The organism is Pseudoalteromonas sp. CNAT2-18.1 (assembly GCF_022347865.1).
Classification (GTDB): Bacteria; Pseudomonadota; Gammaproteobacteria; order Enterobacterales; family Alteromonadaceae; genus Pseudoalteromonas; species Pseudoalteromonas ruthenica.
On the sequence record NZ_JAKRFR010000003.1, the window covers coordinates 526,457 to 539,285 of the forward strand.

Consider the following 12,829-nt stretch of genomic DNA (forward strand, 5'->3'; position numbering starts at 1 on the left):
CTTACTTCAATGACGATTTAACAAAATCGCGATTACTTAAGCGCACAGAGAAATCGTAATCGGAGAACACCAAGGTAGTTTTTTTACCGCTTTGATGGTTTTCCATATGCATGGTTTGTGGTCGCCAGAATTTGTCTTGATAGTGCTGATAATCAGACAATGTCAGGGTTTTAAGATGGGCTTCTTTACGGTCATAAAAGTCGATTTTGCGCACTTGGTAATGGCTTAAGTCAATTAAGGCGCGCTGGCGGGTATAGCCAGAATTTTCATACTTGGGAATACGGTCGACCACCGCACAGGTGAACTCACCGCATTGTTGCTCATCAATATAGCGATACTCGTACTTATTGAGCTCTTGGGCGGTAAAATCTTCAAAAGCAAATTCACTGCCCACAAAGGGGCCCGATTTATTCGCCGAGGAAATGCGCTTTACGCGTTTTAGCGCAGGAAGATAAAGCCATTGATCGTCTGGCTCCAGTATTTGCGCATGCGATAACAGCTTGGTGTCTTGTACATCGGCTGGAGAGTTAAAGACAATCAGGCTTTTATCGCCTTTATTTTCGTCGGCCACTTCTTTGGTGAGCATGCTTAAGCTGCGGCTCGATTTACGCCCGCTGGCATCTTCAAGGTGCATCATGACATCGACACGACTCACGCCAAAGCCGCGATCGGAGCGGTCACTTTGTGCCGCAATTTCATAGCCTCGTTGTTGCGCATCACTGGAAGCTGCGGCAGCCCAAACTGGGGTGGTAAATGTGACTGCCGATAGCACGGCAAAAGCACTAGGAATTAATGGCTTCATGCGGGTTCTCCTTAATAGCTGAAAGACTCGGTTGAGATGAGGTAGACGGGCGTGCAACAAGCATGAGCAGCGCCGGGAGTAATAAGAAATCAATAATCAGTGCCATAACAATGGCCAGCGCCGTTAACATGCCCATTTGCGCGTTGATCATAAAGGTGGAGTAAGCCAGCACCATAAAGCCGCCCGCTAAAATTAAGGTGGTCACGAAAATGGCCTCTCCGACAGTGGTAAACGCATATTCAATGGCCGCTTGCGGTGTGAGGCCGCGCTCTCGCCGAGCTCTCAGGTACTTGCTGAGGAAGTGCACGGTGTTATCGACAATGATCCCTAACGAAGTGGAGGTCACTGTGGCTGCCGCAACCCCCACTTGCCCCACTAACAGTGCCCACACGCCAAAGGTGAACAACATCGGGATGGTATTGGGGATCAAGCTTAAGAAGCCGTACTTCAGGCTACGTAAGGTGAGGATCATAATCAGGCAAATCGCGATGATGGCAATGGCATTACCACTGAGCATGCTTTGTGCGTTACGTTGGAAAATATGTGAGAACATCACCGTAGCGCCAGTGGCTTTGGCATGCATCGCCGCTGGCGTGTTGCTTTGCAGCCAGCCTTCAGCGCGCTCAATAAAGGCCTGAATCTCTGCAGTAGATAGGTTATCCAGCGTCAGGCTTAACCGTGAAGCCGATTTATCCATACTGACGCGGTCAGTTAAATCGAGACCAAAGGGCAGTGACATCTCGTACAGCAACAGATACTGCGCCGCCAACTGGCGATTATCAGGCAAGCGATATAGCGCCTCGTTATCCTGATGCATATTCTTATTTAAGCGTTTAATGATGTCGGTGTAGCTATACACATGAACTACTTCTGGCTGTTGACGTAACCATGTGGTGAAATCTGCCAGTCCCTGCTGATACTCGGGTTTACTGACGCCGCCACTTTCACCACTTTGAATGTCAAACTCCACTACATAAATGCCTGTTAAGTGCTCCATGGTGAAGTCGGTATCGCGACGAAACTCAACGCGCTGATCAAAGTAGTTTACGAACTCGTCATTGAGCTCAATTTGCGGAATAGCCAAGCCAAAGCCAATGCTCAGTAGCACTGTCGCAGCAATAATCATTCGATACTTTTTCGCGACCTGATTACCAAAGCGCCCTAACCACACATTCAGCCCGTTGCGCTTTTTCTTATAGGTTTTCTTATCCGGCAAAATAGCCAGTAAACAAGGCAGGAATACCAGTGAGAGCAACCAAGCTGCGGCGATACCCATCGCGGTGATGTTCCCTAAATCAGCAAATGGCGGCGCATCAGACATATTTAAGGTTAAAAAACCAACGATGGTAGTGATACTGGTAATGGACACGGCAACAAAATTGACCCGTAAGCTCTCTTTAATTGCAGCGAGCTTGTCCATGCCCTCTCTTCGTGCGCTTGCGTAAGACAACAGCACGTGGATGCTATCGGCAATGGCCAAGGTGAGAATGATGGTCGGTGCGGTAATGGAGATAGGCGTAAGCTCTATGCCGATATAGCCAGTTAGGCCCATGGCCGCAGCGCTGGCAAGAATCACTACGCCCACCGCAGCAATGGTACCGAGAATACTGCGCAGGCTCATATACATCACCACGATGAGCACTAGGTACATAATCGGCGTGAGAGTTTGCGCATCGGTTTGCCCAGCCTCACTAAAGGCGTTGTTGAGCATAGAGATGCCACTAATAGCAAAGGTAAGCTCAGGGTGCTGCTGCTTCATTTGCGCCACTAAATCGCGCACATAATTCACCGCTTTTGGCACTTCAGCCAAAGACTCCCCTGGATATTGCACGGTAATATTAATACCCGAGGTGCGGCCATTGTTGGCAATCAACCGATTGGCCAGTAGCGGCTCATCAAGGGCTATGCGTGCTTTTTCTTGCAACGCTGGCCAAGATAATTGCTCGGCATTTTTGATCAGATCGGCGACGATAAGGTCGTCTTGCTCAGCATAGGTATGTTGGAAATTAGTGATAGAGTCGACACGACTCGCAAAAGGGGTTTTCCACGCCTGTTCGGTGAGCTGCTCCACCACCTTCGCATGATTAGGCGTTAACCCTTGGCTTTGCTCGTCGTGCACGACGATCAGAATGTTGTCATTTTTACTGTATTTGTCTTGGAAGTTCTCAAAGGCAACGAGCTCTGGGTTCTCAGGGCTGAAAAATGCCCGGTAGTCGTTCGAGAAAGTGAGCCCTTTAGCCCCTATTGCCAGTGCGATGCAAACCAGCACACTGACAATAAGCAATAGCCAAGGGTAGCGTGTCACGCACTGCCCCCACCGCAGGGCTAAGTTGCTAATAAAGTGGTTCATTATCACTCCTTATAACAGAACACACATTCTGATAATAGTAAAAAATAACGCCTCAAGTGAGGCTCTTTATTTTCATAATAGCACAGTACCTTATTCGGGTTCAGCCATCATGTCGAATATAGTCGTCAAATATTGCCGTAATGTGTCACGATGAAAATCACTGCGAGCCATCACTGCTACGCCTTGCAACACACCGAGTAAGCACACGCTCAAATCAAATGCACTGAGCTCCTGGCGTACCTCGCTACGTGCTTGAGCTCGCTCAATAAAATGCTGAAACTGTGCGGTCAGCTTGGCATAAATATCACGCACAATGCTGTTCACATCCATATCTGTTTCACCAATCTCGGTAGCTGTATTGCAAATAAGACAGCCATTAGCGCCATGCTCTGCAATGTTCTCGCTGTACATGGAGAAAAAACAGCGTAGATCTTCAAGCTCACCATCACTCTGCGCAATGCGCTTTAACCCCGGGCTAATTTTGCTGAGGGAATACTCTTGCAAACACCGTTTGAACAGTTCTTTCTTATTACCAAATTCTTGGTAAAAACCATACCTACTCACACCTGTTGCTTTAACCAACTGCTCCATTGATGTATCGCGGTAACCTTGGCGCCAAAACATAATAGTTGCCTTGCGCAGGGCTTCACTTACATCAAATTCTCTGGTTCGTGCCATAGGTTGTTCTCTGCTTAGCGTTTTTAAGAATGTACATTCTGAAATGGAAAAGATCAAGTTAAGATCAAAAAGAAAAAGCGCCCATTGGGCGCCTAACTTTGCCTTAATTAAATAGTGCTAGTCGCTAGCGATAGGCTTTCTTCGGCTCGATACCCAGCTCAGGCAACAAGGTTTTCTCAAACCACGAGCTTATCAAGCGAAAATCATAATAGTTGGCTTCGTTGGCTCGAGGTGAGCGAATGCGATCCATAAACTGCATGTCTTTTAAATCCGCTTCCCCTTCACTGACCACGTTACCCTCGGCATCGGTGACCGAGTAAGTAAAGTTAATCTTAGGCATGTAGATAGGTTTAATCACGCGGATCTCATTCATCCCAAAGCGCACATCGCCGGCCAAATCGAGGTTGGTGATCTCAGCGTTAAACACATACCCTTCAGGCAGGTTTTCTGCTTCTCTACTAAAGTGCTTATTAAAGTTTTTAACCAGTCGCTTGTGAAACGGTCCTTTTACTTCATTAGCTGGACGCGCATCGGTGTAATCGTCTAAGTCATGCCATTTGATTTTTGCTTCGCCAGCATAGCTACTAAGGGATGTAACTAATGCCGCGATTGCCAAACTGTAGCTCAGTGATTTCATCATACTCTCCAATTGCGTACGTCTATCTACTATAGACCGCTTGTTGTGTTGTTTGATTACTAAAACACCGCCAAGTTCGTAACAATTAGTAATCATTAATAACTATTTGTAGCCTGTGTACCCAATCGAGTCAACGCCCTGCAACTAACCCCTCTGGGTTTAACAGTTTGCCTCGTCGAATCTCTCATTTAGCAGCAGCGACTATTTATTGCTTGAGTCTAACGTTCGCTACTTTTTGTAGCGCCCTAATAATAAAGGTTATTGAGCCAATACTCGTTGCCGCTTTCAGCTTTTTCTCAGTACGCCAGAAGAATGTTGCTGTCAGGGCCTAGTTTGGGATGAAATTCAGCAGCCATAAAAAAACCCAACCGAAGCTGGGTTTTTATAAAGCGAGATAGCTTGAGGGATGATTACATCATGCCGCCCATGCCACCCATTCCGCCCATGCCACCCATATCTGGTGCAGCTGGTGCGTCGTCTTTAGGTAGTTCAGCAACCATCGCTTCTGTGGTGATCATTAGACCGGCTACCGAAGCTGCGAACTGCAATGCAGAGCGTGTTACTTTCGTTGGGTCAAGGATACCCATCTCTAGCATGTCGCTGTACTCGCCTGTTGCCGCGTTGTAACCGTAGTTACCTTCGCCACCTTTGACTGCGTTAACAACCACTGATGCTTCATCACCAGCGTTAGAAACGATTTGACGAAGTGGCGCTTCCATAGCGCGTAGGGCTACGTTGATACCATGATTTTGGTCTTCGTTGTCAGCGGTAAGTGAAGCAATCTTAGTTGCCACACGAACCAGCGCTACACCACCACCAGGTACAACACCCTCTTCAACCGCAGCACGCGTTGCGTGTAACGCATCTTCTACGCGGTCTTTCTTCTCTTTCATTTCAACTTCGGTCGCAGCGCCGACTTTGATTACCGCAACACCGCCAGCTAGTTTCGCCATGCGCTCTTGTAGTTTCTCTTTATCGTAGTCAGACGTCGCTTCTTCGATTTGCGCTTTGATTTGACCAACACGGCCATCAATCGCTTCTTGCTCACCAGCACCATCAATAATGGTAGTGTCATCTTTGGTGATTACTACGCGCTTCGCTGTACCTAAGTCTTCTAGTGTCGCTTTTTCAAGCTCAAGACCGATTTCTTCAGAAATCACCGTACCACCGGTTAAGATGGCGATGTCTTGTAACATCGCTTTACGACGGTCACCAAAACCAGGCGCTTTAACCGCAGCTACTTTAACGATGCCACGCATGTTGTTAACAACCAATGTTGCCAGTGCCTCACCTTCTAGGTCTTCAGCAACAATCAGCAATGGCTTGCTAGTTTTCGCTACCGCTTCTAGGGTAGGTAGAAGCTCACGGATGTTTGATACTTTTTTGTCGACCAATAGGATGTGTGGGTTATCTAGTTCAACAACACCTTTTTCTGAGTTATTGATGAAGTAAGGAGAAAGATAACCACGGTCGAACTGCATACCTTCAACAACATCCAGTTCATTCTGTAGTGATTGACCTTCTTCAACAGTGATAACACCAGACTCACGGCCTACTTTTTCCATTGCTTCAGCAATGATTTCACCAATTTCTTTGTCAGAGTTGGCTGAGATAGTGCCCACCTGAGCAATGGCTTTGTTATCTGCACAAGGCACAGAAAGGGTTTTCAATTCCTCTACTGCAGCGGTAACGGCTTTGTCGATACCGCGCTTAAGATCCATTGGATTCATACCCGCAGCAACAGCTTTAAGGCCTTCGTTAACAATTGACTGTGCTAGTACGGTTGCAGTAGTGGTACCGTCACCGGCAGCGTCATTCGCTTTTGAGGCTACTTCTTTAACCATCTGCGCGCCCATGTTTTCGAACTTGTCTTCAAGCTCAATTTCTTTCGCTACAGAAACACCATCTTTAGTGATTGTGGGTGAGCCAAAAGACTTATCTAGAACAACGTTACGGCCTTTAGGACCTAAAGTTACTTTTACTGCATCTGCTAATACATTTACGCCTTTAAGCATTTTAGTGCGGGCGTCATTTGCAAAACGTACTTCTTTTGCTGCCATTGTTTCTTTCCTCTAAATTCTGTTTAAACCAAGTGTGTCAACATCAAGGGGTGAGTTAGCTCACGATACCTAGGATGTTGTCTTCACGCATAATTAGGTACTCTTGACCGTCGATTTTTTCAGTCTTCTCAACGTAAGAGCCGAACAACACAGTGTCGCCCGCTTTTACTTCCAATGCGCGTACTTCGCCGCTATCCAATACTCGGCCGTTACCTACTGCCACTACTTCACCTCGCGATGATTTTTCAGCCGCAGAACCAGTCAGCACGATACCGCCAGCAGACTTGGTTTCTTCTTCTAGACGCTTAACGATCACGCGATCATGTAAAGGACGAATGTTCATTTGTTTGTTTCTCCTAACAGTTTCTGAACAACTACAGAAAAGTCATTAAAATTTAGTTGCCATATCTAATGGGGGTCGAGGTTTTAAAACCCAAGAGTAAAAATTAAAATTTTTTACTCTTTTCGTTCATATTCACCTTCGATGGTGGTGTGCTCTTCGCGACGCTCACTGTGTTGATGCTGTTGATGGCTGTGAAATTCAGCACTGAAGGTGCTTTGCCCCATACCTTGGCTCATGCGCACTTGCGCCTGAGAAGCAAAGGTTGCGGCCATTTTATTGCGCACTGCTGGCGTCAGTAATAAGAAGCCGAATACGTCGGTCACTATACCGGGCGTCAACAACAGAACGCCAGCAATGATGACACAGATACCAGTAAACATTTGTTTTGCCGGCATTTGCCCTTGTGCCATTTGCACCTGCGCCTCACGCATTGCACCAACGCCTTGTTGCTTCACCAGCTTAGCGCCCAAAATCGCGGTAACGATAATTAAGGCAATGGTGGCAACGCCGCCAATCACCTCGCTTAATTGAATCAATAGCGCGATTTCAATGATTGGAACAATGATAAATAGTAAAAAAAGTGCTCTGAACATAACGGCTCTCATAAAAGTCGATGAAATAGAATTGAGGTTGATAAGGTCAGATTTCAAGTCATCTGTTGTCGCTCTATGGGCTTTGCCCTTGCTATCAGCTAGTATGGGGGTTAGAAACGGGACTCACAAAAAGGTTCAGTATGACTACTCACTACCGGCTTATCTTTACAACTTGTGCAAATAAACAAGAAGCACGCGCGATGGCAGAACAATTGGTGCAGTTAAAACTCGCCGCCTGTGTCAACATTCTTCCCGAAGTAGAGTCAATCTACATGTGGCAAGGAGAAGTGACCAGCGAAAACGAGACCAAACTGCTAATTAAAACCAAGTCTGAGAAAATGAACCAGGTGATCCAAACCATTAAACAGCTACATAGTTATGAAGTGCCTGAAATTCAGGTTGTTGATGTGGCCACCGGAAACCTGGCGTATTTTAATTGGATGGATGAGGTATTAAATTAATGCGTTATGTGCTGTTTTTGCTCACCTTAGCGTTTAGCTCGCTAAGTTGGGCGAACAACTCCGTTTTAAATAGCTTATTAGAGCCCTCTAAAAGCACTTTTCTCCCCGTTGAGCAGGCATTTAAGCTCGACTTTGACCAACAAGGCGACACCTTATTTGTAGGGTGGGATATTGAGCCAGGTTATTACCTCTACAAACACAAGTTAGAGTTCGTCGGTAAGGGCGCCACCATCACTCCACCCAGTGACCTTCCCCAAGGGGACATGATTGAAGACGAGTTTTTCGGTCGCACTGAGGTCTATTTTGATAGTGTGAGTATTATTTCCAAACTCAGTGATGTTGGTGATAATGCCAGTGTCAAAGTACGTTATCAGGGCTGCGCCGAAGCAGGCCTTTGCTACCCCCCTGAAGTGGTGGAAATTCCGCTTACGGCCCTTGCTACCAGCACGGCGACTACCGCTGCGCCAACCAGCGAGGTCCCGGTTAACAAAGCCACCAGTGATGAGGGTGAACAATCACTCACTGAGCGTTTAGCCAGCCAAAGCTTGGTCACGAATTTAGTATTCTTTTTTGTTGTCGGTATCGGCCTGGCGTTTACACCTTGTGTGTTCCCCATGTTCCCGATTCTTTCTAGCTTAATCGCTGGGCAGAAAAACCTCTCTACGAAAAAAGCCTTTAGCCTGTCGTTTGTTTATGTACAGGGCATGGCCGTTACCTACGCGCTACTAGGTTTAGTGGTTGCCTATTTCGGCGGGCATATTCAAGGCTATTTACAGCATCCCTATGTATTAATCAGCTTTAGTTTGCTGTTTGTATTGCTGGCGCTATCGATGTTTGGGCTTTACGAAATTCGTTTACCCCAAAGTTTGATGAGCCGCCTAACAGAAGTCAGTAATAAGCAAAAAGGCGGAAACTACACCGGCGTATTCTTGATGGGCGTGCTCAGCGGCCTGATTGCCTCGCCGTGCACCACTGCACCACTTTCTGCAGCGCTACTTTATGTGGCTCAAAGCGGCGATTTTGTAGTTGGTGGCTTGACCTTATATGCCTTAAGCCTAGGTATGGGCCTACCACTGCTGCTATTAGGCACCTCGGGCGGGAAATTACTCCCCAAGGCCGGTGGCTGGATGGAGCAAGTAAAAACCTTGTTTGGCTTTTTAATGTTGTTTGTGCCACTTATCTTGTTAGAGCGTATTTTACCTTTCGAGGTGATCTTGCTAATGGCCGGCTTGTTGGCAATTGCTACCGCTATCTACTTACATTATTGGCAAAGCGGTCAAAACCAAGGGAAAGGAAAAACGACTCTATGGAGTTTTGCCATGCTGCTGTTTGTTGGTGGCTTAATGCTGGTACAAAACTACATTTGGCCTAAGCCACAGAGTAACAGCACGGCTGCGACAGTTTCCTCTAACGAAAAGCATGGTGAATTTGTACATGTAGCTAATTTAGCAGAGCTGGAAACCTTGATTGCTCAAACCGATGGCTTGGTGATGGTTGATCTCTATGCCGAGTGGTGTGTGGCATGTAAAGAGTTTGAGAAGTACACATTCCCGAAAGACAACGTGCAACAGCAGTTTGAGCATTTCACTTTGGTACAGGTCGACCTCACCGAAAGTAATGACACCACCATTGAATTAATGGAGCACTACACCGTTTTTGGTCTACCAAGTATTTTGTTTTTTGATAACAGCAACGAAGAATTACCTGAGCTGAGAGTCACCGGTTTTATGGGGGCAGATGAGTTTGCTTCCCACCTACAAGCAGTACGTGACGCAGCACAGTAATCCTTTTTACTGATTAATGCAGGGTGAGCCTCATCACCCTGCTCACTTTCCCCGCACTGGTAAACCCCACCTAGCCAGACCTGGTTAACAAGGTCATTAGACCAGTATTTTGCTGCTATTTACGTCGAACTCTCTATAATAGTCGGCAAACGTGAGAAAAGTTTGCTATTTGCTACTTTTGCCCTTAAGTTAAATACTATTATTTGTACAATCACTTAAAACTCACACGATAAAGGATTTTAGTCGCATTATGACTGCAAAGTTTAAGATTTTAGTTATTAACGGTCCTAACCTAAACATGTTAGGTAAGCGTGAGCCGGATAAATATGGCGTAAAAACACTGGCGCAGATCACCGGTGAACTAAATGATGCAGCAGCGGCCTTAAATGTTGAGCTGGCGCACTTTCAAAGTAACAGCGAAGCAGCATTAATAGAGCACATTCACGACGCGTGGCAGCAATTTGATAGCATTATTATAAACCCTGCCGCATTCACCCACACCAGTGTGGCCCTGCGTGATGCTCTACTCAGTGTTGATATTCCTTTCTTTGAAGTTCACCTCAGCAACATTCATCAACGCGAACCCTTCCGTCACCACTCTTACTTTTCTGACGTGGCACAAGGGGTTATCTGCGGTTTTGGTGCAATGGGTTACCACTTCGCGCTTCAAGCAGCGGTCAACCGGTTGCAGAATTCGAATTAAAAACTAACTAACAGGCGGGTTTTTCATGGACATTCGCAAAATAAAGAAATTAATTGAACTAGTTGAAGAGTCTGGCATTGCTGAGCTTGAGATCACCGAAGGTGAAGAGTCGGTACGTATTAACCGTCATAGCCAAGCTCCTGCGATGCCACAGCATTACGCCTTGGCGCCACAAGCGGCTCCTGCTCCTGCAGCCCCGGCGGCTGCTCCAGCAAGTGATGCACCAGCAGCGAGCGATGCACCTGCTCGCCCTAGCGGCCATGAAGTAACCTCACCTATGGTTGGTACATTCTACGCGGCCTCTTCACCAGAAGCCGCTGCTTATGTTGAAGTAGGTAGTAAAGTTAACGTAGGCGACACTTTGTGCATCGTTGAAGCGATGAAGATGATGAACCAGATTGAAGCTGACAAAGCCGGTACGGTTAAAGCTATCTTGGTTGAGAATGGCGAGCCTGTTGAGTTCGACCAACCTCTTTTCATCATCGAATAATCGCGCAACTCAAACAAGGCACTAACTATGTTAGATAAAGTTGTTATCGCAAACCGAGGTGAAATTGCACTTCGTGTTCTGCGCGCCTGTAAAGAGCTAGGTATAAAAACGGTTGCCGTGCATTCTACCGCCGACCGTGACCTGAAACACGTGCTCCTTGCAGATGAAACTATTTGTATTGGTAAGCCACCTGCTACCGAAAGCTACTTAGATATCCCCCGTATTATTGCTGCGGCGGAAGTCACCGATGCAGTCGCTATTCACCCAGGTTATGGTTTCCTATCGGAAAACGCTGATTTTGCCGACCAAGTTGAGCAAAGTGGCTTTGTATTTATTGGTCCTAAAGGCGACACCATTCGTCTTATGGGTGACAAAGTATCGGCCATTGAAGCGATGCGTAAAGCCGGCGTTCCTTGTGTACCCGGTTCTGATGGTCCGCTCACTAACGACACCGAACGTAATATGCAAATTGCTAAGCGCATCGGTTACCCAGTGATCATCAAAGCCGCTGGCGGCGGCGGTGGCCGTGGTATGCGCGTCGTACGCAGCGAGAAAGAGCTGGTCGACTCCATCGCCCTTACTCAGCAAGAAGCCAAGCAGTTCTTTGGTAACGGCATGGTTTATATGGAGAAATTCCTAGAAAACCCACGCCATATCGAAGTGCAAGTATTGGCAGACGGCCAAGGCAACGCAATTCACTTAGGTGAGCGTGATTGCTCGATGCAACGCCGCCACCAAAAAGTAGTTGAAGAAGCACCTGCACCGGGTATCACCGCAGAAATGCGTAAGTACATTGGCGATCGCTGTACTCGCGCGTGTATCGAAATTGGTTATCGCGGCGCGGGCACCTTCGAATTCCTATATGAAAACGGTGAGTTCTACTTTATCGAGATGAATACCCGTATTCAGGTAGAGCACCCTGTAACAGAAATGGTAACAGGCATTGACCTAATCAAAGAGCAGTTAAAAATTGCTGCTGGTCAGCCATTATCAATTACTCAGGAAGATGTGCAAATCCGTGGTCACGCAATTGAGTGCCGTATTAATGCGGAAGACCCAAAAACCTTTATCCCATCACCAGGTAAGATCACCCGCTTCCACCCAGCCGGTGGTTTGGGAATTCGCTGGGATAGCCACATTTATGCGGACTACACTGTACCGCCACATTATGACTCAATGATTGGTAAGCTTATTTGTTACGGTGAGAACCGTGACGTTGCCATTGCTCGCTCGCGCAACGCGCTCAACGAGTTGGTTATCGACGGCATTAAAACCAATACCGAGCTTCATAAACTGATTTTATCGGACGAGAACTTCAAAAATGGTGGCACTAATATCCACTATTTAGAGAAGAAACTTGGCCTATAGAGCTAAATGTTAAGCAAAGCCAAAGCCGACCTACGTCGGCTTTTTTTGTGCCTGCAAACCCTAAATCGCTTTTTGTAAGTAGCGCGCACTCACCCATCATCTCAAAAGTCCAGAGCAAGTCGTTTACGAGGTTACAGCTCAAGCTACGCCCTTAGGTTAATTAGTAAGCGATTGATTTCGAGCGGCAAAATAATCACCCCACAGCTAGTGACAAGGCCCACAAAAGTTTTTATACTGCTCGGCGCTTGTAAGGATACTGATACCTTTATCAGTGGCACGCAAATGGCCCTATAGCTTAGGTGATGAACGTAAGCCAAAGGCTTTGAGAAGTGATTTAACATCACTTCGAAAGTGAAGAACGCGAGGTCGTGGATGACCGAGCCGAGTGACTATCATCATGGATGTGTTTACTCTGACTTCACTATAAAACACAAAATGGCCCTATAGCTTAGGTGATGAACGTAAGCCAAAGGCTTTGAGAAGTGATTTAACATCACTTCGAAAGTGAAGAACGCGAGGTCGTGGATGACCGAGCCGAGTGACTATCATCATGGATGTGT

12 protein-coding genes are annotated in these 12,829 nt (G+C 46.8%); 5 read left to right on the plus strand and 7 right to left on the minus strand.

The annotated features are described in order from the left end of the window. Window position 1: 1 nt before the first annotated feature. The 7 genes from MHM94_RS09240 to MHM94_RS09270 all read right to left on the minus strand — a co-directional run bounded on the left by MHM94_RS09240 (window position 2) and on the right by MHM94_RS09270 (window position 7,463). The gene (locus MHM94_RS09240) at window positions 2–802 is read right to left on the minus strand and encodes an outer membrane lipoprotein-sorting protein (RefSeq protein WP_235419214.1); all 801 of its coding nucleotides are present in this window, start codon (window positions 800–802) and stop codon (window positions 2–4) included. Next, complete coding sequence (locus tag MHM94_RS09245; protein WP_235419213.1) at window positions 783–3,152, minus strand: MMPL family transporter; 2,370 nt, start codon at window positions 3,150–3,152, stop codon at window positions 783–785. Before MHM94_RS09245 ends, MHM94_RS09240 begins: the two co-directional genes overlap by 20 nt. Before the next feature lie 90 nt (window positions 3,153–3,242). Continuing rightward, a complete protein-coding gene (locus MHM94_RS09250) occupies window positions 3,243–3,830 on the minus strand; it encodes a TetR/AcrR family transcriptional regulator (protein ID WP_022945979.1) in 588 nt (195 codons plus the stop codon). Between the two features lie 124 nt (window positions 3,831–3,954). Further along, complete coding sequence (locus tag MHM94_RS09255; protein WP_022945978.1) at window positions 3,955–4,467, minus strand: DUF3016 domain-containing protein; 513 nt, start codon at window positions 4,465–4,467, stop codon at window positions 3,955–3,957. A 410-nt stretch (window positions 4,468–4,877) separates the two neighbouring features. Continuing rightward, on the minus strand, window positions 4,878–6,527 hold the full coding sequence (groL, locus tag MHM94_RS09260) for a chaperonin GroEL (RefSeq protein ID WP_045980403.1): 1,650 nt from the start codon (window positions 6,525–6,527) through the stop codon (window positions 4,878–4,880). Window positions 6,528–6,582: 55 nt separating this feature from the next. Continuing rightward, a complete protein-coding gene (locus MHM94_RS09265; protein WP_022945976.1) occupies window positions 6,583–6,870 on the minus strand; it encodes a co-chaperone GroES in 288 nt (95 codons plus the stop codon). A 113-nt stretch (window positions 6,871–6,983) separates the two neighbouring features. Further along, window positions 6,984–7,463 carry an FxsA family protein gene (locus MHM94_RS09270; protein ID WP_022945975.1) on the minus strand — a complete coding sequence of 160 codons (480 nt, stop codon included), beginning with the start codon at window positions 7,461–7,463 and terminating at the stop codon, window positions 6,984–6,986. Window positions 7,464–7,603: 140 nt separating this feature from the next. Here MHM94_RS09270 and cutA point away from each other — a divergent pair, with 140 nt between their 5' ends. The 5 genes from cutA to accC all read left to right on the plus strand — a co-directional run bounded on the left by cutA (window position 7,604) and on the right by accC (window position 12,269). Continuing rightward, window positions 7,604–7,924 carry a divalent-cation tolerance protein CutA gene (cutA, locus tag MHM94_RS09275; RefSeq protein ID WP_235419212.1) on the plus strand — a complete coding sequence of 107 codons (321 nt, stop codon included), beginning with the start codon at window positions 7,604–7,606 and terminating at the stop codon, window positions 7,922–7,924. Next, window positions 7,924–9,708 carry a protein-disulfide reductase DsbD gene (locus MHM94_RS09280; protein WP_151173269.1) on the plus strand — a complete coding sequence of 595 codons (1,785 nt, stop codon included), beginning with the start codon at window positions 7,924–7,926 and terminating at the stop codon, window positions 9,706–9,708. The genes cutA and MHM94_RS09280 overlap by 1 nt, the downstream gene beginning before the upstream one ends. A 250-nt stretch (window positions 9,709–9,958) precedes the next feature. Next, window positions 9,959–10,411, plus strand: coding sequence for a type II 3-dehydroquinate dehydratase (gene aroQ, locus MHM94_RS09285; protein WP_235419211.1), 453 nt, complete (start codon window positions 9,959–9,961; stop codon window positions 10,409–10,411). 25 nt (window positions 10,412–10,436) lie between these two features. Then, window positions 10,437–10,901 carry an acetyl-CoA carboxylase biotin carboxyl carrier protein gene (accB, locus tag MHM94_RS09290; RefSeq protein ID WP_045980407.1) on the plus strand — a complete coding sequence of 155 codons (465 nt, stop codon included), beginning with the start codon at window positions 10,437–10,439 and terminating at the stop codon, window positions 10,899–10,901. 27 nt (window positions 10,902–10,928) lie between these two features. Continuing rightward, entirely contained in the window at window positions 10,929–12,269 is a 1,341-nt protein-coding gene (gene accC, locus MHM94_RS09295) for an acetyl-CoA carboxylase biotin carboxylase subunit (RefSeq protein ID WP_022946050.1), read from the plus strand. Window positions 12,270–12,829 lie beyond the last annotated feature (560 nt).